Origin of the sequence: Methylobacterium sp. WL64 (assembly GCF_008039945.1) — a bacterium.
GTDB lineage: Bacteria > Pseudomonadota > Alphaproteobacteria > Rhizobiales > Beijerinckiaceae > Methylobacterium.
Genome location: NZ_VRVA01000093.1, coordinates 1 through 21,459, shown reverse-complemented (window position 1 = coordinate 21,459; position 21,459 = coordinate 1). Strand labels below are relative to the sequence as shown.

22 protein-coding genes and 1 pseudogene are annotated in these 21,459 nt (G+C 71.2%); 12 read left to right on the top strand and 11 right to left on the bottom strand.

All coding sequences use genetic code 11. The features are described from left to right. Nucleotides 1-712: ABC transporter substrate-binding protein (locus tag FV242_RS25765; RefSeq protein ID WP_147940911.1), on the top strand; the 712-nt coding region annotated here is incomplete at its 5' end. Nucleotides 713-1,021: 309 nt separating this feature from the next. Here the strand turns inward: FV242_RS25765 and leuS are convergent. Then, on the bottom strand, nt 1,022-3,604 hold the full coding sequence (gene leuS / locus FV242_RS25760; RefSeq protein ID WP_147940910.1) for a leucine--tRNA ligase: 2,583 nt from the start codon (nt 3,602-3,604) through the stop codon (nt 1,022-1,024). Between the two features lie 179 nt (nt 3,605-3,783). On the opposite strand from leuS, the gene FV242_RS25755 reads away from it, so the two are divergent. Then, entirely contained in the window at nt 3,784-4,536 is a 753-nt protein-coding gene (locus tag FV242_RS25755) for a YggS family pyridoxal phosphate-dependent enzyme (RefSeq protein ID WP_147940909.1), read from the top strand. A gap of 3 nt (nt 4,537-4,539) precedes the next feature. On the opposite strand, the gene FV242_RS25750 is transcribed toward FV242_RS25755, so the two are convergent. Then, nucleotides 4,540-5,067 (bottom strand): L,D-transpeptidase, encoded by a 528-nt coding sequence (locus tag FV242_RS25750; protein WP_147940908.1) that lies wholly within the window; start codon nt 5,065-5,067, stop codon nt 4,540-4,542. 418 nt (nt 5,068-5,485) lie between these two features. Between FV242_RS25750 and FV242_RS25745 the strand changes: the two genes are divergently transcribed. The 4 genes from FV242_RS25745 (at nt 5,486) to FV242_RS25730 (ending at nt 8,567) form a co-directional block, all read left to right on the top strand. Further along, nucleotides 5,486-6,172: a response regulator transcription factor gene (locus FV242_RS25745; RefSeq protein WP_007563457.1), complete on the top strand. Its 687-nt coding sequence runs from the start codon at nt 5,486-5,488 to the stop codon at nt 6,170-6,172. A gap of 127 nt (nt 6,173-6,299) precedes the next feature. Further along, the gene (locus tag FV242_RS25740; protein ID WP_147910363.1) at nt 6,300-6,749 is read left to right on the top strand and encodes a cyclic nucleotide-binding domain-containing protein; all 450 of its coding nucleotides are present in this window, start codon (nt 6,300-6,302) and stop codon (nt 6,747-6,749) included. 88 nt (nt 6,750-6,837) lie between these two features. Next, nucleotides 6,838-7,683 (top strand): 2,3,4,5-tetrahydropyridine-2,6-dicarboxylate N-succinyltransferase, encoded by an 846-nt coding sequence (gene dapD, locus FV242_RS25735; RefSeq protein WP_147940907.1) that lies wholly within the window; start codon nt 6,838-6,840, stop codon nt 7,681-7,683. Between the two features lie 26 nt (nt 7,684-7,709). Beyond that, nucleotides 7,710-8,567 carry an alpha/beta fold hydrolase gene (locus FV242_RS25730; protein WP_147940906.1) on the top strand — a complete coding sequence of 286 codons (858 nt, stop codon included), beginning with the start codon at nt 7,710-7,712 and terminating at the stop codon, nt 8,565-8,567. Nucleotides 8,568-8,660: 93 nt separating this feature from the next. Here FV242_RS25730 and FV242_RS25725 read toward each other — a convergent pair whose 3' ends face one another. After that, on the bottom strand, nt 8,661-9,098 hold the full coding sequence (locus FV242_RS25725; protein WP_147940905.1) for a hypothetical protein: 438 nt from the start codon (nt 9,096-9,098) through the stop codon (nt 8,661-8,663). Then, nucleotides 9,095-9,658 carry a hypothetical protein gene (locus FV242_RS25720; RefSeq protein WP_147940904.1) on the bottom strand — a complete coding sequence of 188 codons (564 nt, stop codon included), beginning with the start codon at nt 9,656-9,658 and terminating at the stop codon, nt 9,095-9,097. The genes FV242_RS25725 and FV242_RS25720 overlap by 4 nt, the downstream gene beginning before the upstream one ends. Before the next feature lie 226 nt (nt 9,659-9,884). Here FV242_RS25720 and FV242_RS25715 point away from each other — a divergent pair, with 226 nt between their 5' ends. From FV242_RS25715 to holA, 5 genes and pseudogenes are all read left to right on the top strand, one after another. Further along, the gene (locus FV242_RS25715) at nt 9,885-10,751 is read left to right on the top strand and encodes a phosphatase PAP2 family protein (protein ID WP_147910368.1); all 867 of its coding nucleotides are present in this window, start codon (nt 9,885-9,887) and stop codon (nt 10,749-10,751) included. Between the two features lie 375 nt (nt 10,752-11,126). Next, nucleotides 11,127-11,315: pseudogene (locus FV242_RS35765) on the top strand (hypothetical protein); the annotation flags it as partial. A gap of 107 nt (nt 11,316-11,422) precedes the next feature. Next, nucleotides 11,423-12,376 (top strand): AEC family transporter, encoded by a 954-nt coding sequence (locus FV242_RS25700; RefSeq protein ID WP_147940903.1) that lies wholly within the window; start codon nt 11,423-11,425, stop codon nt 12,374-12,376. A gap of 121 nt (nt 12,377-12,497) precedes the next feature. Beyond that, nucleotides 12,498-13,043, top strand: coding sequence for an LPS assembly lipoprotein LptE (gene lptE / locus FV242_RS25695; RefSeq protein WP_147910370.1), 546 nt, complete (start codon nt 12,498-12,500; stop codon nt 13,041-13,043). A gap of 7 nt (nt 13,044-13,050) precedes the next feature. Further along, on the top strand, nt 13,051-14,082 hold the full coding sequence (gene holA, locus FV242_RS25690) for a DNA polymerase III subunit delta (protein WP_147940902.1): 1,032 nt from the start codon (nt 13,051-13,053) through the stop codon (nt 14,080-14,082). A gap of 315 nt (nt 14,083-14,397) precedes the next feature. Here holA and FV242_RS25685 read toward each other — a convergent pair whose 3' ends face one another. The 4 genes from FV242_RS25685 to mnmG are packed head-to-tail and all read right to left on the bottom strand — an operon-like array spanning nt 14,398 to nt 18,798. Next, nucleotides 14,398-15,318, bottom strand: a complete 921-nt coding sequence (locus tag FV242_RS25685; RefSeq protein WP_147940901.1) for a ParB/RepB/Spo0J family partition protein — start codon at nt 15,316-15,318, stop codon at nt 14,398-14,400. Nucleotides 15,319-15,374: 56 nt separating this feature from the next. Then, nucleotides 15,375-16,280, bottom strand: coding sequence for a ParA family protein (locus FV242_RS25680; protein ID WP_246692111.1), 906 nt, complete (start codon nt 16,278-16,280; stop codon nt 15,375-15,377). Continuing rightward, the gene (gene rsmG, locus FV242_RS25675; RefSeq protein WP_147940900.1) at nt 16,277-16,912 is read right to left on the bottom strand and encodes a 16S rRNA (guanine(527)-N(7))-methyltransferase RsmG; all 636 of its coding nucleotides are present in this window, start codon (nt 16,910-16,912) and stop codon (nt 16,277-16,279) included. Before rsmG ends, FV242_RS25680 begins: the two co-directional genes overlap by 4 nt. Then, entirely contained in the window at nt 16,909-18,798 is a 1,890-nt protein-coding gene (mnmG, locus tag FV242_RS25670; protein ID WP_147940899.1) for a tRNA uridine-5-carboxymethylaminomethyl(34) synthesis enzyme MnmG, read from the bottom strand. Before mnmG ends, rsmG begins: the two co-directional genes overlap by 4 nt. 363 nt (nt 18,799-19,161) lie before the next feature. On the opposite strand from mnmG, the gene FV242_RS34785 reads away from it, so the two are divergent. Then, on the top strand, nt 19,162-19,311 hold the full coding sequence (locus tag FV242_RS34785; protein ID WP_187193489.1) for a hypothetical protein: 150 nt from the start codon (nt 19,162-19,164) through the stop codon (nt 19,309-19,311). Nucleotides 19,312-19,421: 110 nt separating this feature from the next. Here the strand turns inward: FV242_RS34785 and FV242_RS25665 are convergent, their stop codons facing one another. The 3 genes from FV242_RS25665 to FV242_RS36385 all read right to left on the bottom strand — a co-directional run bounded on the left by FV242_RS25665 (nt 19,422) and on the right by FV242_RS36385 (nt 21,441). Continuing rightward, nucleotides 19,422-19,643 carry a heavy-metal-associated domain-containing protein gene (locus tag FV242_RS25665; protein WP_147857329.1) on the bottom strand — a complete coding sequence of 74 codons (222 nt, stop codon included), beginning with the start codon at nt 19,641-19,643 and terminating at the stop codon, nt 19,422-19,424. A 77-nt stretch (nt 19,644-19,720) separates the two neighbouring features. Next, nucleotides 19,721-20,593, bottom strand: a complete 873-nt coding sequence (locus FV242_RS25660; RefSeq protein ID WP_147910747.1) for a MipA/OmpV family protein — start codon at nt 20,591-20,593, stop codon at nt 19,721-19,723. Nucleotides 20,594-21,348: 755 nt separating this feature from the next. Further along, complete coding sequence (locus FV242_RS36385) at nt 21,349-21,441, bottom strand: hypothetical protein (RefSeq protein WP_368732200.1); 93 nt, start codon at nt 21,439-21,441, stop codon at nt 21,349-21,351. Nucleotides 21,442-21,459: the final 18 nt, after the last annotated feature.

Here is a 21,459-nt window from a genome sequence, read left to right as displayed (position 1 = left end):
CTCCCCTGCGGCCCGGCACGACCTCGCCCCCACCGGCACCCTCCGGGCGGCGATCAATCTCGGCAATCCGGTGCTCGCCCGGTCCGGGGCGGACGGCCCGGCCGGCGTGTCGGTGGATCTCGCCCGGGCGCTGGCGCAGCGGCTCGGCGTGCCGGTAGCGTTCGTGACGTTTCCCGGCGCGGGGGCCGTCTCGGGCTCGGCCGGGTCCGGGACCTGGGACATCTGCTTCCTGGCGATCGACCCGAAGCGCGCCGAAGGCATCGCCTTCACGGCCCCCTACGTGCTGATCGCCGGCAGCTACCTCGTCCCGGCCGACGCGCCGATCCGGAGCCTGCCCGACGTCGACCGCGACGGGATCCGGATCTCGGTGGGGCATGGCAGCGCCTACGACCTGTTCCTGACCCGTACGCTGCGCCACGCGACCCTGGTGCGGGCGCCGACCTCGGCGGAGGCGGTCACGGCCTTCGCCCGGGACGGGCTCGACGTGGCCGCCGGGGTCCACCAGCCGCTCGCCGCCTACGCGGCCGCGCACCCGGAGGTGCGACTGCTGCCGGGGCACTTCATGGAGATCCCGCAGGCGATGGGTCTGCCGGTGGGCCGGGACGCGGGGGCGGCGTATCTGGCCGACTTCCTCGCCCAGGCGAAGGCGGACGGGATGATCGCACGCAGCCTCGCGGCCGGCGGGCAGGATCCCGGGCTGGCAGCACCCTGATCCAAGCCGGGTGCATCCTGCCGCCTCGATCAGCGCGATTCGCAGCGCAGGGTGAGCCGCGCTGGCGATATCGACGCGGGCGTCCAGCGAGAACGTGTCGCGCTTCCCGCGCATCAGGTCGCCACGAGGGCGCGCAAGGCCGGGCTGCGCGGCGACGCTGCAAGCAGCGGGTCGGCCCGTGCCGCCATGTCAGGCGCTTCGATCGGTGTGTTCGCGCGATCCCTGGAGCCCTCCTGCGAGGCCCAGCGATCCTCGATCGCCGGACCTCACAGGCCGAGGAGGTGCGCGGGATCGGCAGCCCCGCCCTCGTTACACCACCAGATTGACGATCCGCCCCGGCACGACGATCACCTTGCGCGGCGGCTTGCCCTCCAGGATCTTCTGGACCGTCTCCAGGGCCAGGGTCGCGGCTTCGACAGCCTTGGCGTCGGCGTCGCGCGGCACGGTCACGTCCGCGCGCTTCTTGCCGTTGATCTGGACCGGCAGGGTGATCTCGTCCTCGACCAGGAGCCCCGCCTCGGCCTCCGGCCAGGGGGCCTGGGCGGCGAGGCCGGGGCGGCCGAGCGCGGTCCAGCATTCCTCGGCGAGGTGCGGCATCATCGGGGCGATGAGCTGCACCAGGATGCCCGCCGCCTCCGTCGCCACCGCGCGCGAGACCGGCCCGCGCAGCCCGTCCTCGAGGGCGTTGGCCAGGGTGTAGATGTGGGCGACGCAGCGGTTGAACCGCAGGCGCTCGATATCGTCCTGCACGGCGGCGAGCGCCCGGTGGGCGGCCTTGCGCAGGGTGAGGTCGGCGGCGCCGTCCCCGCTCGCGGACAGCGCGGCATGGGTCAGCCGCCAGACCTTCTGGACGAACCGGGCGGCGCCCTGCACGCCCTCCTCGCTCCAGATCACGTCGCGCTCGGGCGGCGAATCGGAGAGGACGAACCAGCGCGCCGTATCGGCCCCGTAGCTTGCGATGATGTCGTCCGGATCGACCACATTCTTCTTGGACTTCGACATCTTCTCGATCGAACCGATCGCGATCGGCGCCTGAGTTTTCACGTGAAACGCGCGGCGCTCGCCCTCCTCGGTGGAGAAGCGGATCTCGGCCGGCGGCACCCAGGCGCCGGCCGCGTCCTTGTAGGTCTCGTGGACGACCATGCCCTGAGTGAACAACCCGGCAAACGGCTCGGAGACGCCGGCCCAGCCGGTCTCGCGCATCGCCCGCATGAAGAACCGGGCGTAGAGCAGGTGCAGGATCGCGTGCTCGATACCGCCGATATACTGGTCCACCGCTAGCCAACGATCGACCGTGGCGCGGTCGGTGGGGGCGTCGGTGAGCCAGGGCGCGGTGAAGCGCGCGTAGTACCAGGACGAATCGACGAACGTGTCCATCGTGTCGGTCTCACGCCGGGCCGGTGCGCCGCATTGCGGGCACGGCACCGTCCGCCAGGCCTGGTCGCGCTCCAGCGGGTTGCCGGGCTGGTCGAACGAGACCTCCTCGGGCAGCTTCACCGGCAGGTCGGAGACCGGCACCGGCACCGGGCCGCAGGACTCGCAGTGGATGATCGGGATCGGGCAGCCCCAGTAGCGCTGGCGCGAGACGCCCCAGTCGCGCAGGCGGAACTGGACCTTGCGCTTGGCCACGCCCTCCCGCTCCAGCCGGCGCGCCACCGCCTCGAAGGCCTCCCCGGTGGTCATGCCGTCGAGGAAGCGCGAATGGATCATCCGCCCGTCCTCGACATAGGCGGTGGTGGTGATCAGGAACGCCTCCGGGTCCTGCCCCTCGGGGCAGACCACCGGGACGTTGCCGAGCCCGTACTTGTTGGAAAAGTCGAGGTCGCGCTGGTCATGCGCCGGGCAGCCGAACACCGCTCCGGTGCCGTAGTCCATCAGCACGAAGTTCGCGACGTAGACCGGCAGCGTCCAGGCCGGGTCGAGGGGGTGTCGGACGGTCAGGCCGGTGTCGAAGCCGAGTTTTTCAGCGGTGTCGATCGCCGCCTGGGCGGTGCCGGTGCGCCGGCATTCCTCGATGAAGGCCTGGAGATCCGGGTTGTTCGCGGCAACCGCTGCTGCCAGCGGATGGTCGGCCGCGATCGCCAGGAACCGGGCGCCGAACAGGGTGTCGGGCCGGGTGGTGTAGACCGTCACCGACTCGGCCTCGCCGGCCGGAGGCTGGGTGAGGGCGAACCGGACTTCCAGTCCCTCGGAGCGGCCGATCCAGTTCTTCTGCATCAGCCGGACTTTTTCCGGCCAGCGGTCCAGCCCGTCGAGGGCTGTGAGCAGATCCTCGGCGAAGTCGGTGATCTTGAAGAACCACTGGGTCAGCTCGCGCTGCTCGACCAGGGCGCCGGAGCGCCAGCCGCGCCCGTCGATCACCTGCTCGTTGGCCAGCACGGTGTGGTCCACCGGGTCCCAATTCACCTTGGCGGTGCGCCGGGTCACCAGGCCCTTGTCCAGGAAGTCGAGGAACATCCGCTGCTGGTGCTTGTAGTAATCGGGGTCGCAGGTGGCGATCTCCCGGCTCCAGTCGAGCGACAGGCCCATGGCCTTCAGCTGGTCGCGCATCGACGCGATGTTGGCGTAGGTCCAGTCCCGCGGGTTGACCTTGCGCTCCATGGCGGCGTTCTCGGCCGGCAGGCCGAACGCGTCCCAGCCCATCGGGTGGAGCACGTTGAAGCCCCGGGCGCGCTTGTACCGGGCCACCACGTCGCCCATCGCGTAGTTGCGCACGTGGCCCATGTGGATGCGCCCCGACGGGTACGGGAACATCTCCAGCACGTAGTATTTCGGGCGCCCGTCAGAATTGTCGGTCTCGAACAGGCGTTGCTCGGCCCAGGCGGCCTGCCAGCGCGGCTCGGCATCCTTGGCGTTGTAGCGCTCGACGGGCTGGGGGGCGGTGCTGGTCATGGGTCCGGCTGGGTCAGAGGCTCGGCGGCTGATCGGGGAGAGCCGCGGCACGGTTGCGGCCCAGTAGCATATCTGCGCCGGAGCCGGTCAACGGATGCAGGGATCCGGGCTTGCGCGAGGCGCGCAACGGCATAGGTCGGCGGGGCAAGGGACCGATGTCCCATCAGGATAGGCACGCGATGGACGACGCGATCACCGGGCAGACCGCTCCCGCCACCGACGGGATGGGGCAGCCGACCGCCAAACCCCCGGTCGGCGAGGCCGACGTCGCCGCCGGCCTCGCCGAGGTGCGAGCCGCCGTCGCGCAGGCGGCCGAGGATTCGGAGCGCGACCCCGCGGAGGTCCAGCTCGTGGCCGTCTCCAAGACCGTGCCGGCGGAGGGCATCGTTCCGGCCCTGGAGGCGGGGCACCGGGTGTTCGGAGAGAACTACGTCCAGGAATCCGCCGCGAAATGGCCGGACCTGCGGGCCCGCTACCCGGATGTCGAGCTGCACCTCGTGGGCCCGCTGCAATCCAACAAGGCCCGCGAGGCGGTGGCCCTGTTCGACGTGATCCACGCCCTCGACCGGCTGTCGCTCGCGGCGGCGCTCGCCAAGGAAATCAACCGCGCGGGTCGGACCCCGAAGCTGCTGATCCAGGTCAATACCGGCGCGGAGCCGCAGAAGGCCGGGGTCCTCCCGGATCAGCTCGCCACGCTGCTGGCCGAGTGCCGCGACACCCACGGGCTCTCGATCCAGGGCCTGATGTGCATCCCGCCCGCGGAGGACCCGCCCTCGGCCCATTTCGCCCTGCTCGCCCGGCTAGCCCACGAGCACAACCTGCCGATCCTCTCCATGGGCATGAGCGCGGATTTTCCGGCGGCGATCCAGCAGGGCGCCACCCATGTCCGCGTCGGGACCGCCATCTTCGGGGCCAGGCCCCGGAAGGCGTGAGCCTCACCCGATCCGAAGATGCGTGCGTGGGCCGAGGCGCCCGAGCAGGCGCAGCAGGTCCGACCGGGCCAGGGCGACGCAGCCCTCGGTGGGGCGGTAGCCGTCCCGGGCGATATGCAGGAAGATCGCGGAGCCCCGTCCCCTCCGGATCGGCGCGCGGTTGTAGTCGAGGTCGATCACCACGTCGTAGAGCCCGTCGTCGCGCCACATCGATTCGGCACTGATGCCCGGGGCCGGCAGGCGGATCGGCCGGTTGTAGCGGCGGTCCCGGCGGTCGTCGCACCAGCCGTCGCCCGGCCGGGTCGCCCGCAGGGGCAGCGCCGAGCGCGGGCGCAGGCCGAGATGGTCCGGGCGGTACGCGCCGCCCCGCAGGCGGAAGCGACCGCGCGGCGAGCCGCCGTCGCCCTCGCGCTTGTCGGAGACGATGCCGCCCGCCCCGAGGGCGCAGGGGATCACCGCCGGGCCGACCAGGAGCTGGCCCCGGCAGCGGTCGCCGACCAGTGCGCGGACCCGGATCTCGCTCACGGTCATGCGGACCGGTCCGGGCCGCTCGCGCCGATGTCCCCGCACAACACCCCTCCCCTGCCGGTCGCACGCGCCCCGGTCCGGCCCGCGGTGATGCGGCGCCAGGGGCGGATCGGCAGGGGTTATGCCCGGTATCCAATACCGAAACCGTGAAAAATTGCGCACAAGGCAATTTCCGGCCACAAACGAAGCTCTATCCTTGCGGTGGAACCTAGGCCGTCGAAGCCGGGATTCGGGAGCGAATCAGCCCACCGCCCTGCGACGGGGGGACCGAGCGCCCTTGGATTCCAGCGCGCCGGCCCCGCTTTCCTGGAGCCGGCCGTGTTGTCACGCGACGGGCGGCGTGCTCCAGATCCTTGTCATCGCGCACTGTCTCCGAACACCGGGTCTCCCGGTCCCGCAGCGTGCTCCAGGGCCCCGGACGATGTCGAATGTCTATCGCCTGCTGATCTGTGACGACGACGCGATCCTGCGCGACACGCTCACCGAGCAGCTCGACCTCTGCGAAGAATTCACCGTGGTCACCGAGGCGAACGCCGCGGACGCGGTCCGGCGGGTCGGGGCCGAGCGCATCGATCTCGCCGTGATGGATGTCGGCCTGCCCGACCTCGACGGACGCGAGGCCGTGCGCCGGATGCGGGCCGGCGGCTTCCGCGGCCCGGTGATCATGCTGACCGCGCAGGACTCGGAGGCGGACCACGTCGAGGGGCTTGAGGCGGGCGCCAACGACTACGTCACCAAGCCGTTCAAGTTCGGCATCCTGCTCGCCCGGATCCGCGCGCATCTGCGCAGCCACGAGGCGTCCGAGGACGCGGTGTTCCAGATCGGCCCGTACACGTTCCGGCCCGGCGCCAAGCTGCTGGTCGGCGAGCGCGGCTCGAAGCTGAAGCTCACCGAGAAGGAGACCGCGATCCTGCGCTTCCTGTACCGGGCCGGCCGGGCCGTGGTGAACCGCGACACGCTGCTCGCCGAGGTCTGGGGCTACAACGCCCACGTCACCACGCACACGCTGGAGACGCATATCTACCGGCTGCGCCAGAAGATCGAGCCGAACCCCGCCACCGCGGCGATCCTCGTCACCGAGGGCGGCGGCTACAAGCTGCTGCCCTGATCGAATCGCGCCCGTCGCAGGGCGCACGCGGAGCCGGGTGCGATTGCAACGCGGTTGGGAACGGCTTTAGGGATTTGCGTGTACGCGAGGCGCAGGCTCGTTTGCACGCAGGCGGTGAGGCGGTTCCTTGGGGCTCGACGACGACATCGCGATCCTCGCCGACGCGCCGCTGTTCGGCTTCCTCGACCGGGACGCGCTGCGCCTGCTGACCTTCGCGGCCGAGCGGCGCGAGCTGGCGGACGGCGACCTGCTGTTCGCCCGCGGCGACCCGGCCGATGGCGGCTTCGTGGTGATGTCGGGCACGATCCGGCTCGCGCCCCGGGTGCCGGATGCCGAGCCGGTCCGTGCCGGGCGCTCGGCGCTGATCGGGCAGCTCGCCCTGTTCGTGCGCGGCACCCGGCCGACCGAAGCCCGGGCCGAGGGCGCCGCCGAGGTGATGCGCATCACCCCGACGCTGATGCGGCGCGTGCTGGAGGAATTCCCCGCGGCCGCGCAATCCGTCTACGACACCCTGGCGATCGACCTCGTAGACCTCGTGACCGATCTCGACCGGGTGCGGGTGCTGCTCGAGGATTGATCCGGGCGGATTGCGCCGGCTCCCCGGGTGACAGCCCCGGTGCCCGCGAGTAAGCACGGGCTCCCGCCATCGAGAGCATCGTGCGCCCATGTCCACCTCCGACCTCGCCAAGACCATCGAGACGGCCTGGGAAGAGCGCGCCGGCATCTCGACCTCGACCCAGGGCGCCGTCCGCGAGGCTGTCGAGGAGGCGTTGAACCTGCTCGATTCCGGCAAGGCCCGGGTCGCCGAGAAGAGCGGCAACCAGGATTGGGTCGTCAATCAGTGGCTGAAGAAGGCGGTGCTGCTGTCCTTCCGGCTCAACGACATGGCGACGATCGATGGCGGCCCCGGCGGCGCGCCGTGGTGGGACAAGGTCGCGTCCAAGTTCGCGGGCTGGGGCGAGGTAGAGTTCCGCGCCGCGGGCTTGCGTGCCGTGCCGGGCTGCTTCGTGCGCCGCGGCTCCTACATCGCGCCGGGCGCCGTGCTGATGCCGAGCTTCGTCAACCTGGGCGCCTATGTCGGCGAGGGCACCATGGTCGACACCTGGGTGACGATCGGCTCCTGCGCGCAGGTGGGGAAGAACTGCCACATCTCCGGCGGCGCCGGCATCGCCGGCGTGCTCGAGCCGCTCCAGGCCAACCCGGTGATCATCGAGGACGATTGCTTCATCGGCGCCCGCGCCGAGGTGGCCGAGGGCGTCATCGTCGGCCAGGGCAGCGTGCTGTCCATGGGCGTCTATATCGGCGCCTCGACCAAGATCGTCGACCGCAGCACCGGCGAGGTCATGTACGGCCGCGTGCCGCCCTACTCCGTGGTGGTCTCGGGCACGATGCCCGGAAAGGCTCTGCCGGACGGCACCCCGGGCCCGGGCCTGTACTGCGCGGTGATCGTCAAGCGCGTCGATGCCGGCACCCGCTCCAAGACCGCGATCAACGAGCTGCTGCGCACCTGATTCTTTTGGGACTTGAGGGCGGCCCTGTGGAGACGACGCGGACCCTGGACCTGATCGTGGCGGGCCGGCCGGTGCCGACCCCGTGCGCCGTGATCGGTGCGGGGCCCGACGCGCTGCTGTTGCCGGCCCTGTCCACGATCTCGGACCGGTCCGAGATGCACGCCCTCGCCCACGCCATCGGCTCCGAGTACCGCTGCCTGGTGCCGGACTGGCCGGGCTTCGGCGCCCGGCCGCGCACCCGGCTGCCGCTCGGTCCCGACACCCTGCACGCCTTCCTGGACGCGCTGCTCGCCGCCGCGCCCGGCCCCTACGCGGTCGGGATCGCGGCGGGCCACGCCGCAGGCTATCTCGTCGCCGCGGCGCGCAGGCACCCGGCAGCGTTCGCGCGCCTGGTTCTGGTGGCGCCGACCTGGCGCGGGCCGCTGCCCACCGCGATGCCGAGCCGGGCGCACTGGTTCCCGCGGATCCGCCGGGCCGTCGAGGCGCCGATCCTCGGCGAGGCGCTCTACCGGCTCAACATCAGCCCGCCGATCATCGGCCGGATGATGCGCGCCCACGTCTACGCGGACGCGGCTCACGTCACACCGGCTCTGATTCGCGCCAAGCACGCCATCACCCGGCAGCGCAACGGCCGCTTCGGCACCGCCGCCTTCGTCACCGGCGGCCTCGACCCGGTGGGCGACCGCGCGGCCTTCCTGGACCTGTTCGGGGACGGCCTGCCGCCGACCCTGGTGCTGCGGCCGGAGAACGCCCCGCGCCGCTCCGGCGCCGAGATGGACGCGCTGATCGCCCACGGCCGGGTCGCCAGCACCGCGATCCCCGGCGCGCTCAGCCCGCACGAGGAGTTTCCGGCCGCGGTCGCAACCGCGATCGGAGCGAATTAGCCGGCAAATTTACGGATTCAAAAAGGTCCGGGACCTTTTGCGGGTCCAGGGCTGAGCCCTGGCCTCATCAGGGCTCAGCCCCGATCACCGGGCTCAGCCCTTTGGAAACCCATGCTCCGGTGGCATCGTGATGACACCGCGATGGTAGGGGAAGCGGGCGCGCTGGAGCGGATCTGGGCCGGTGAAGATCAGCCGCGTCCGGAACGAGACCGGGCTGACGCAGATCAGGTAGCCCCGCAGGGCCTTGTCGCCGGGGACGAACAGGGCCGTCGCCAGATACCGCTCCTCGGCCCGGACCCAACCGGGGATGGGCAGGCCCCAGCGCCGGGCCAGATGCTCACCGGCCCCACCCAGGAACGCGTCCGCCTCCGGCCGCCCCAGCAGGCCGGGCTCGTCGGCCACGAAGGCGGCCTGCCGGGCAACGTCGCCATCGGCCGCGTAGAAGGCGTCGAGGAAGTCGCGCAAGTGATGCTCCCAGTCGCCGTCGCCACGCGCGCGCTCGACCACGGCAGCCAGGGAACGCGGCCTCATGGCGTCCCCGCGAAGACGGCCGAGAACCGACTGCGCGCCTCCGGTGATGGGTCTTCGCCGTAGATCGCGCGGTACAGCTGTTCCAGGGCTTCCACATCACGCAGGCCCAAGTGAGCGGCTAGGGCACGGGCGTCGTTCAGGTCTCGGTCGCCGCGATCCAGGCTCTGCAGGGCATGGAGTTTCATCGCCAGGAGGTAGGCGGGTTTGGCCACAACCGTCCGAAGTCCCGGCGTCCCATCAGCCGGGAACGTGCCGGACAGGGCGAACAGTGTCTCATCCTCGTCGAGCGGGGTGAACATGCCGACGGCGTCGTTGAGCCAATCCGACTCCAGTCCCATCCGCGCGGCGACCCGGGCCACCGAGGGTGCCAGGGCTGCCTCGTCGTAGCCGGGTCGCACGACCGCATCGACATCCTCGGTGCCGCGCCGCCAGGCGAATTGCAGCATCAACGCGCCGCCACCGTAGACGGCGATCTCGACGAACCGTCCGTACTCGGCGAGGTCGGCACCGAGTGCCTCGAAAGCCTCGAGGAGGCGGGCGCGGTCGAGCGGCTGAGCCATGAGGTCGGAAAGCCGGAGCGGGGATGGTGCAGCGTTCGCGTGAACGCGGCTCCGGGTCAACCGCCCCGCCCGCTCGACGAACCGCCGGGTTCGCCCCTGGACAGAATGAGAGCCCTGTGTGCGGACTGAACCGTCCCGCCAAGTCGTTCGTTTGCAAGTCGGTCGTTTGTCTGCGGGACCGGCCCGCCTCCGCTCCCGCCCCTTCGCCGACACCGCCAAGGATCCGATGCGCCGCACCCTGACCTTGCCGATCCTCGCTCTGCTGGTCGCCGCGACCGTGGTGCGCGCCGAGGATATGCCCCAGCCAGCCCCGGCGAACCCGCCGGCGGCGCCGTCGCTCGGGGCCGACACGCTCAAGCCGGGCAAGCCGGCGATCAAGCCCTACCTGGCCGAGACCGCGGGTCCCGATGCCGTCCAGATCCTGCCGGCGCCGCCGGCCCACGACGCGCCGCTCGACAAGGCCGACCGGGCGGCCTTCAACAGCACCCGCGCGCTGAAGGGCAGTGCCCGCTGGGAGATCGCCGCGAACGACGTGTCGGAGGGGGCCTCCGCGGTCCTCGAGAACTTCGCCTGCGTGCTCGGCATCCGCATCGACCAGACCCGGGTGCCGGCGGTGATGAACCTCCTCGAGCGCACGCGCCTCGACCTCGCCCGGGCGACCCGCGGCCCGAAGGTCCATTACCGGCGGCTGCGGCCCTTCGTGGGCAACGAGGCGCCGATCTGCGTCCAGCGGACCCAGGCGCTCACCGACAGCTTCAGCTACCCGTCCGGCCATGCCACGCAGGGCTGGGCCTACGCGCTGATCCTGGCCTCCCTGGTGCCCGAGAAGGCGACCGCGATCCTGGCGCGTGGCCGGGCCTACGGCGAGAGCCGGGTCGTGTGTGGGGTGCACTGGCTGAGCGACGTGGCGGCCGGGCGGATCACCGGCTCCTCGGTCCTCGCCACGCTGATGGGCGATCCGGGCTTCCGGGCCGACCTGGAGAAGGCGCGGGCCGAGCTCCGGGGCGCCCTGTCCGGCGGCGGCGCGGCCCCCGACCAGGCCATCTGCACCCGCGAGGCCGACGCCCTCCGGGAGCCGCCGCTGGAGTTCTGAGCCTCGAACGAGTCCAGATCTGAACACCTCCAAGTGTCCGACTGACAACACGCTTTCGGGCTGATCGATCGCCCGCGACGGGATGATCTTGGGGTCGAAGCGCCGATGCGTGGCGCATCCCGGGATCCATCGTGCCGCCGCGTTCCGCCCGCCTCGGGCTTCTGCTTACCGCCACCGCCCTGACGAACGCCGCCGTCGCGCGGGGCACGGACGTCAAGGGCGCAGACGTGCAGCTCAACGAGATCCCGGTCGAGGCCGCCCGCCCGACCTCGGTTCTCCCGGCCGGGGCCGGCTTCGGCGGCGCCAACGTGAGCGGCGGCAACGGCAACAGCGCGGCCACCGGCGGCGGGGGCGGCGGCCCCTCGGGTCTCACCGCCGACCGTCACCCTGTCCGACGCCCTGGTCGCCTACAATGTTGCGGCGCTCGATCCGAAAGACAAAGGGTTTCGTGCACCGATCAACGCGCTCAACCTCTTCGACCGCAGCTCCACGACCTGCGAGGCGGGCTTCTGCTATCGCGGCGCCCCCGCCACGGTGATCGGCAGCCTGATCTATCGCTGGTAGCGGCTCCCGCGGGGCAGGGGAGCATGGCAGGTTCCCGTCCCCGGCACTGGAGGTCGATGCGGCTCCTGTCCTAAGGCCGGAGCCTCGTCCTCCCACCCGGGCCGCCCATGCTCTCGACCCTGCTGGTCGTGCTGCCGATCTTCGCGCTGATCTTCGCCGGCTGGCTGGCGCGGCGGATCGGCGTGCTCGCCACCGCGGCGACCACCGAGCTCAACCGGTTCGTGGTGTTCCTGGCCCTGCCGGCGCTGCTGTTCGACGTGACCGCGCACGCGCATTGGAGCGCGATCTGGAAACCCGGCTTCATCGGCGCCTTCGGGCTGAGCAGCCTCGCGGTGTTCGCCGTGACGGTGCTGATCCGGCGCGGGGAGGGGCGACCGCTCTCCGACGCCGCCGTGGACGGGCTCAACGCCGGCTATCCCAATACCGGCTTCATGGGCTTTCCGCTCGGGCTGGTCGCGTTCGGCCCGGAGGCGCTGGCCCCGACAACCGTGGCTGCGATCCTCACGGTCTGCGGGGTGTTCGCGGTGGCGATCGTGCTGATCGAGACCGGGCTGCGGCGGGAGACCGGCGATGGCGGCGCGGGCGGGTCCGGCGTCCCGGTCTGGCGCACGGTCGGCCGGTCGCTGATCCGCAACCCGCTCCTGGTGGCGCCGGCGCTGGGCGCCCTGGTACCGACCGCCGGCCTCACCCTGCCGGTGTCGGCCGAGACCTTCCTGAAGCTCCTCGGGGGCGCGGCCTCGCCCTGCGCCCTGGTGGCGCTCGGCTTGTTCCTGGCCCAGAAGCGCCGGCCCGGCGGCGCGCAGACCCGGGCGGCCGCCCTTCTGGTCGGCCTCAAGCTCGCCGGGCAGCCGCTGCTGGCCTACGGGCTCGGCCGCTTCCTGTTCGACCTGCCGCCGCTGCTGCTGCACGTCGCGGTGCTGATGGCGGCCCTCCCCACCGGCACCGGCCCGTTCATGCTGGCGGAATTCTACCGCCGGGAGGCCGACCTGACCGCCCGGGTGGTGCTGGTCTCGACGATCCTGTCGATCGTCACGGTGTCGGGCTATCTGGCAACGGTCTGAAACACCGCGACCACGCTCCCGCCGCAGAGGAATCGTAACGGTTGCCGCGTAGCCTCATGGCGCGGCCCGCCCGGTCCGGGCTAAGAGTGGCGGCGATGACGCGGGGCGGAACGGCGACGTGATGGTGCGTTCGGAAGTATCGGTTGCGGGCCGGGTCGGCCGCCTCGCCTGCGTCGCCGGCCTGGCGCTGAGCCTGTCGGCCTGCTTCCGTCCGTTGTACGGGCCGACCGCCTCCGGCGAGACCGTGCAGGCCCTGCTGGCCTCCGTGCAGGTCGACGACGTGGCGATGGCGCAAGGGCAGGAGCGGCTCGGGCATTACCTGCGCAGCGAACTGGTGTTCGAGCTCGACGGGTCGGGCCAGCCGTCGAGCAAGCGCTATCGGCTGAAGCTCTCGGGCTCCGAGATCGTGCAGACCCCGATCGTCTCCTCCACCACCGGCCGCGCCGAGGCCGGTACGCTGGTCGCCAACATCAAGTACAGCCTGGAGGACATGGCCGGCGCCAAGGTCTACTCCGAGGGCGTGGCCACCTCGACCGCGACCTACGACCGCTCGGTCCAGCGCTTCGCCAGCCAGCGGGCGGCGCGCGACGCCGAGATCCGCCTGGCCAGCGTGCTGGCGGACCAGATCAAGACCCGCCTCGCGGCCGTGCTGTCGACCAAGCCGTGAGCCGGCTTTGACGGCCGTCAAGGCGGGCGAGATCGAGGGGCTGATCCGGCGCGGGCCCGATCCGCGCATCCCGGTGATCCTGGTCTACGGGCCCGATACCGGCCTGGTCACAGAGCGCGCCCGCAAGCTCGCCGAGGATTTCGTCACCGACCCCGGCGATCCCTTCGCGCTGGTGCGGATCGACGGCGACACCCTCGCCTCCGACCCGGGCCGGCTGTGCGACGAGGCCGGCACGATGGGGCTGTTCGGCGGCCGCCGGTCGATCTGGGTCCGGCCCGGCAGCCGCAACTACGCGCCCGCCGTCGAGGCGGTGCTGGCCGCCGAGATCGCCGACGCGCGCGTCGTCGTGGAGGGCGGCGACCTCGCCAAGAACAACCCGATGCGCGTCCTCTGCGAGCGCTCGCCCCGGGCGCTGGCGATTCCCTGCTACGCCGACGACGAGCGCACGCTCGGCGACCTGATCGACCGCACCCTTCAGGAGCGCAGCCTGCGGATCGACCGGGCCGCCCGGGAAGTCCTGGTCCGCAGCCTGGGCGGCGACCGACGGGCGAGCCTGATGGAGATCGAGAAGCTGGCGCTCTACGCGGCCGGGGAGGGGACCGTGACCCTCGACCATGTCGAGGCCGTGACCAGCGACGTCGCCGCCAGCGTGCTCAACACCCTGATCGACGCCGCCTTCGACGGGCGCCGCGAGGCGGTGGAGCGCGACTACCGGCGCTTCCGGCACGAGGGGCTGGATCCCGGCGTGGTGCTGGGCTCGGCCCTGCGGCACGCCCTGACCCTGCTGGCGACTCGCCTCGACAATCCGGACAAGACCCCGGCCCTGATGGCGGCGGCCTGGCGGGGCCTGCATTTCAAGCGCAAGGCCAGCATCGAGGGCCAGCTTGCCACGTGGCCGGCCGGCACCCTCCGGCAGGCCGCCAAGGCCCTGCAGGAGGCCGTCCTGGCCTGCCGACGGGCCGAGCCGGAACTGGCCCACGCTCTCGCTTCGGCGGCGCTGCTGCGGGTGGCGGAGGCGGGGGCAAGGCGGCGGCGTTAGAGGTGATGCTGGCTCGATAGGACGCGCAGGCCTGCAATGGCGTGCGTTCCCCTCACGGGGGGATTTGAGTCTTCGCACGGTCGGGACTTGTCGCAGCGCGCGATCATCCACCTCGTCATCTCAGGGCCGCGCAGCGCAGCCCGGGATCCATAGCCGCCGAAAGATCAAGGTCCGGCGCCGTCGGCGGATCCGGATTCCGGGCTCGCCTGCGGCGCCCCGGAACGACAAGGCGATTCATCCTATGGCCGCGACACCTCCGATCGAAGGCGGGATCTCGGAGGTCGTTGAAGCGCTGGGAGACCGCGAAACGCGTCCTCAGCCCTCCTCCGGCTCCGACACCTTGAAGCGGTTGAGCAAACCTTCCAGCTCGTCCTGGGTCTCGTAGCGGATGCGAATCTCGCCGGATTCCGCGTCCTTGGGCTTGTACGTCACCTCGACGCCCAGGGCCCGGCGGATGCGCAACTCCAGGTCGCGCACCGGGGCAGGGCGCTCGGCGGAGAGCCGCGGACGGCCGGGGCGGGGGGTGTCGGGCTTCGCGGCCTCGGCGGCCTCCGACGCCGCCACCGCCTCGACCTCGCGCACCGACAGGCCTTCGGCCACGACCCGGCGGGCCACGCCCTCGGGATCGCGCACGGCCAGGAGCGCCCGGGCATGGCCGGCGGTGAGTTCCCCGGCGGTGACCCGGTCCTGCACGGCGGGCGGCAGGTTGAGCAGCCGCAGGGTGTTGGCGAGATGGCTGCGGCTCTTGCCGAGGATCTCGGCCAACTCCTTCTGGGTATAGGCGAAATCCTGCATCAGGCGCTCGTACCCCGAAGCCTCCTCGATCGGGTTGAGGTCGGCCCGCTGGACGTTCTCCAGGATGGCGAATTCCAGGGAGGCGCGGTCGTCGATCTCGACGATCACCACCGGCACCTCGTCGAGGCCGCCCTTCTGGGCCGCGCGCCAGCGCCGCTCGCCCGCCACGATCTCGAAAGCCCCCGGCACATCGCCGAGCGGCCGGACCACGATCGGCTGGATGATGCCGCGCTGGCTGATCGATGTCGCGAGCTCGGCGAGTTCCGCCTCGCCGAAGCTGCGGCGCGGGTTGCGCGGGTTCGGGCGCAGGAATTCCACCGGGACCTTGCGCTGCGGCTCGATCTTTCCGTCGAGCTTGGCCGCCTGTCCGGCGTCGCCGAAATCGCCGATCAGCGCCGCGAGCCCGCGCCCGAGACGGGGTCGTGCCCCCTCCTCCGCCATCCTTGTCACCCGTGTCACGCTCCGCACTCGATCCCCGGCTTCTGGGGATCACACAATCACGCCGCCGCCGGCACCCGGCCTTCACGCTGGATCACCTCGGAGGCGAGGCGCAGATACGCTTGGCTGCCGGCACATTTCAAATCGTAGAGCAAAGCCGGCTTGCCGTGGGACGGCGCCTCGGAGATGCGGACGTTCCGGGGGATCACGGTCTCGTAGACCTTGTCGCCCATGAAACCGCGCACATCCGCCACCACCTGGGCGGAGAGGTTGTTGCGCGGGTCGAACATCGTCAGCACGATGCCCTGGATGGTCAGCTTCGGGTTCAGGGCGCCCCGGACCTGCTCGACGGTGCGCAGCAGCTGGCTCAGGCCCTCCAGGGCGAAGAACTCGCATTGCAGCGGCACCAGCACCGCGTCGGCGGCGGCGAGTGCGTTGATGGTCAGCAGGTTGAGCGAGGGCGGGCAATCGATCAGCACGTAGCTGATCCGGTTCAGGCTCTGCGCCTGGGCGATGTCCTTGAGCACGGCGCGCAGCCGGTGCGCCCGGTCGGGCAGGGTCGCCAGCTCCATCTCGAGGCCGAGCAGATCCATGGTGGAGGGCGCGATCGACAGCCGCGGCACCGCCGTGGGGATCACCGCCTCGGCCAGCGTCGCCTCGCCGATCATGACGTCGTAGGTCGAGACGTGACGGCGTGCCCGGTCGATGCCCAGCCCCGTGGAGGCGTTGCCCTGCGGATCGAGATCGAGCACCAGCACGTCCTCGCCGATCGCCGCCAGCGCGGTGCCGAGGTTGATCGCGGTCGTGGTCTTGCCGACGCCGCCCTTCTGGTTGGCGAGCGCGAGGATGCGCAGGGGATGCCGCACGGACGGGCCTGGGGTGGAGCTACGGGCGGGATCACGGACAGGATCGCGGGAAGGATCCATGGACCGGTCGGCGGAGTCGCCGAGGATCGCTTCGGTCATCGATGGCTCGGGGCGGCGAGGGCAGTGACGCGCACGATCCGGGCTTCGGAATCAGTCCGGCTCGGCACGAGGTCGTTAACGACTCTCCACTGCGCGGCGGCCTGGGTCAATTCAGCTTGCACGTCGCGCCCTTTCGGAAACAGGCCGGTGGTGCCCGTTTTCAACAGCGGCTCGGTCCAGGCGAGGAGCTGCGTCATCGGCGCCAGAGCACGGGCGCAGACCACGTCAACGCCAGCGAAATCGCCGATCACCGCCTCAATCCGCGCGTTGCGCACCCGCGCCGGGGCACCGGTCAGCCGCGCCGTCTCGGTGAGGAAGGCGCATTTGCGTGCGTTGCTCTCCACCAGATCGACCTGGATGCCGCGTGACCGACCCGCGATGGCGAGGATCAAGCCCGGTATCCCGGCGCCGGAACCGAGGTCCAGCCAGGTCTGGGCCTCGGGGGCGAGGTCCAGGAGTTGCAGCGCGTCGTCGATGTGCCGGCTCCAGACCTCCGCCAGGGTGGCCGGGCCGACGAGGTTCTTGATCGGCTGCCAGCGCCGGAGCTGCGCGACGTAGAGATCGAGCAGCGCGGCTGTTTCACGTGAAACACCGGAGGCCGCCAGGATCCGGGTGCGGTCCGGGTCGCTCATGACGCGCGCCGGCCGGCGTCCGGCACGGCCCGTCTGGCATGGGCGGCCAGGAGGGTGAGGGCAGCCGGCGTGACGCCCTCGATCCGCGCCGCCTGGCCGAGGGTGCCCGGCCGAACGGTCTCAAGCTTGACCCGCATCTCGTTCGAAAGGCCGCTGATCCCGGCATAGTCGAGGCTCGGCGGCAGCCGCACGGCCTCGTCGCGCCGGAAGGCGGCGATGTCGGCGTTCTGCCGATCGAGATAGACCGCGTAGGTCGCGTCGGTCTTGAGCCGGTCCGCCACCCGCGGCGACGTCCCGGCCAGTTCCGGCCAGATCGCGGCGAGCTGCCCCCAGGCGATCTCGGGATAGGCCAGCAGCTGGAACGCGCTGCGGCGGATGCCGTCGCGGTTCAGCACGATCCCGTGGGTGGCGGCCTGGCTGGGGGTGAGGCTGACCGCGTCGAGGCGGGCCCGCGCCGCCTGGAGCTGCTGCTGGGAGGACGCGAAATGAGCCGCCCGACCCGGCCCGATGCAGCCCAGCGCGAGGCCGCGCGGGGTCAGGCGCTCGTCGGCATTGTCGACCCGCAGCGACAGGCGATACTCGGAGCGCGAGGTGAACATCCGGTACGGCTCGCTGACCCCGTGGGTGACGAGGTCGTCGATCATCACCCCGAGATAGGATTCGGCCCGATCGAAGGTCGCGGCGTCGAGGCCGCCGGCGCGCCGGGCCGCGTTGAGCCCAGCCACGAGCCCTTGGCCTGCCGCCTCCTCGTAGCCGGTGGTGCCGTTGATCTGGCCGGCCAGGAACAGGCCGGGCAGGCGCTTGACCTGCAGCCCGGCATCGAGCTCGCGCGGGTCGACGTAATCGTACTCGATGGCGTAGCCCGGCCGCAGGATGGCGGCGCGCTCGAGCCCGGGGATCAGCCGGATAAGGTCGTTCTGCACCGCTTCGGGCAGCGCCGTGGAGATGCCGTTCGGGTAGATCGTCGGATCGTCCAGCCCCTCCGGCTCGAGGAAGATCTGGTGCCCCTCCCGGTCGCCGAAGCGCACCACCTTGTCCTCGATCGACGGGCAGTAGCGCGGGCCGCGGCTGGCGATGCCGCCGGAATACATCGGCGAGCGGTGGAGGTTCGCCCGAATCAGGTCGTGGACCGCCTGGTTGGTCCGGGTGATGCCGCAGCGGATCTGCGGCGTGGTGATCCTGTCCGTGAGCGTCGAGAACGGCACCGGGTCGGCATCCGCGTCCTGCATCTCCAGACCGGACCAGTCGATGGTGCGTCCGTCGAGGCGGGGCGGGGTGCCGGTCTTCAGACGACCCAGTCGCAGGTCGAGCCGGTCGAGGGTCTGGGCCAGCCCGATCGCCGGCGCCTCCCCGACCCGGCCGGCCGGGATCTGGCGCTCGCCGATATGGATCAGCCCGCGCAGGAACGTGCCGGTGGTGAGTACCACGGCGGCGCAGGCGATCGTGCGGCCATCGGCCAGCACGAGACCGCGGAGGCGCCCCTCGGGATCGAGGACGAGATCCTCGCAGGCGCCCGCAACCACCGTGAGGCCGTCCGTTTCCGCGACGGCCGCCTGCATGGCGGCGGCGTAGAGCTTGCGGTCGGCCTGGGTGCGGGGCCCGCGCACGGCCGGGCCCTTGCGGCGGTTGAGCAGGCGGAACTGGATGCCGGCCGCATCCGCGACCCGGCCCATCAGGCCGTCGAGGGCGTCGACCTCCCGGACGAGATGGCCCTTGCCGAGCCCCCCGATGGCGGGATTGCACGACATCGCCCCGATCGTGGCGGGGTCGTGGGTGACCAGGGCCGTGCGGGCGCCGCAGCGGGCGGCGGCGGCAGCCGCCTCGACGCCGGCATGGCCGCCGCCGACGACCACGACGTCGAACCGGTCGGATGATGTGGTGCGCATGCGGGTGATTACGCGGGTGCGGCCGGGACGGTCAACGCATCCGGCCGCGGGACCCTTGGATCGAACCAGAGAATCGACGCGCTCGACGCCTGTGTCCCACGCATGGCGGGGCAGGGGGCCATGAACACGGCGCAGTATTCGAGGCCGTCCGGGCGAGCGCAGCACGAATTCTTGCCGGCAGAACTTCGGAAATTCCAAGCGGCGCGCAGACAGACAAGCTCTCGCGCACGCTTGCCAGTGCTTTCGCGTCGTGCCAGCCTGTACACGAGATGAAATCCTGAACGGACAACGGCGTCCGACAGGCCCCGGGACCGGGACTGTTTCGCAGCGTCGGCGGGCGGCGCGCGATGCGGAGGGATTGCGATGTCGTCGCTGACCATCGGCCTGGGTGCCGCCTGCTGCGCGGCCGGCGCCGCCGCCCACTTCCTCGATCACACCCACCGCAAGGAAGGCCTGTTCGGCCTGGCGGCCTTCGGGCTGCTGCTGACCGGGATGTTCCTCAGCCGGTCATAGGCGGGCGTGGCGGTCGAAATCGGGGGGTAGCTGTTCCCCGCCCCACCCCGCGGCGCGACCTCATCCGACGCGAGCCGAGCGCGGACGGGAGATGCCGACCGGGCTTCCCCTCACCCGGTCATGGCCGTGGCGGTGTAGCCGGCCTTGGTGAGGGCGTCGGCGATCACCAGGGCCTGGGCGTCGGTGCGGATCGCGACACGCCCGGATTCCCGGTCCACCTCGACCTCGGCCCCCGGGTCGATCCGGTTGACCGTGCGGGTCACCGCGGCGGCGCAGCCGTCGCAGGTCATGCCCTCCACCTGCATCAGCAGGTCGGCGCGCGTCTCGTCCATCCGGGCCTCCATCAACCGTGTCACCGGCATTCCTGTGACGGGCATGTCGGAGCGCGGCGCAGCCGGCGCAAGACGCCTCAGAATTGAGCGGGCATGCGGAACGCGTAGTCGACCTTCAGGCCGAACTGGAACTGGTCGGGATTGCCGAACGGCCGGCGCACCAGCGGGCTGTCGCCGGACGCGCCCAGGATGCGGGCGTAGCCGGCATAGGCCGTGTAGGCCCAGGTCTCGCTCTGGGTGTAGGTCACGGCGCCGAGCACCCCCGCCGAATAGAAGCCGCCGGGATTGTACGGGGTCACACGGCCGTTGAGCGCGGCCTCGGCCGGCGACACGCCAAAATACTTCCGGGCGTAGCTGGCATCGCCGACGTTGAGGCGCGGGCCGATCGAGAACAGGAACGCACCCGTCGGCATCAGGTAGTCGGCGGCCAAGGAGCCGACCGTGCCGTGATGCCCGTAGACGCCCTGGCGGATTTCCACACGGGTGCGGATGGACGGGGCGGGGTAGAACTCGGCGAACACGCCGGGCTCCAGGGCGATGCGCGCATCCCGGAATCCGAACAGGTGGCGCCGGTCGTCACCGTAATAGCGGCCGGGCACGATCCGGGCGGTCGGGCCGATCCGGAACACCGGATCGTCGTAGAACGAGACGCTGAAGCCGTCATCCGGGGTCGAGAAGCGGCGCGGCTCGCCGGCCTTGCGGATGTCGATCGAGGGATAGCCGACCGCGGTGTAGTCCGATGCGCCGGGATAGCGCGGGATTGCCTGGAGCGAGGCGCTGACCGTGACGATCCAGGTGCTCGGATCGACGGCGCCCGGGTCGAGCTGCGTGAAGACCGGCCCCCGGCGCGCGGGCGCCGCCTCAAGATCTGCCGCGCGGCTCGGGGCGGCGGCGAGGACCAGAACGAGGGCGCCGACGGACGAGCCGACACGACGGAGAGAACGGAGCATCGGAACGCACTTCGGAACGCTTGAAGACACTGTGGTCATAGCCGCGCTTTATGCCGCCTTTTCTTTCCATCCACATGAGCGACCCGCGCAATCGTCTTCCGAGCACTCGCAAACTGCCTGTCCGTGACGATTCCGCAACGTTCCGGCTGGCTCCGGCACCACACCGGGCGGAAATCGCGTCCGCTCGCCTTGCCGCCGGGGCCGCGCGGCGACAAAGATCTCCGAATCGGTCTTCGCCCGCCGAATCAATCCCGGGACTTCTCCCGGCGGCCGGTGCGTGACCCGGGTAGGTGTTTTTGAAGATGGTCCCGGTCCTCGGCCGGTACGCGGGGCTGTTGGCGGCCGGGCTCCTGGCGCTGGTCGTGCTCGGGCCGCTGGCGGTGTTCGCGCCGCTCATGAGCGCCCTGGCGCTCGGTGCGCTCGCCGCCGTGGCGGCCGGCCTCGCCCAGGCGCGTACCACCGCCCTGAAGGCGCGCTGCGAGAAGCTGTCCGGCGAGGTCGATCTGCTGTCCCGGCGGCTGCTGAAGGCCGAGACCGCCGTCGTGCCGCCGCGGCCGGAGGCCGGCGATCCCGCACTGCGGGCCGAGGTCCAGGAGCTGACCGTGGAGCTGGGGCTGCTCAGCGGCATCGTCCGCGACCTGACCACGGTGGTCAGCACCCAGGATACCGAGATCGCCAGCCTCAAGGCTGTCTCTTATACAAATCAGACCCTCCCCACGATATCCAGTCTGAAGATCTCGCTGGTCGCCGTAACATTAAAAAAAAAAGATCACGTCGCCCACGATGCGGGCCGACTTGACGTATTTCCGCTCCGGCAGGTGCCCGGATTCGAAGGCGGAATAGAGGATGCGCCGGTGTACCGGCTT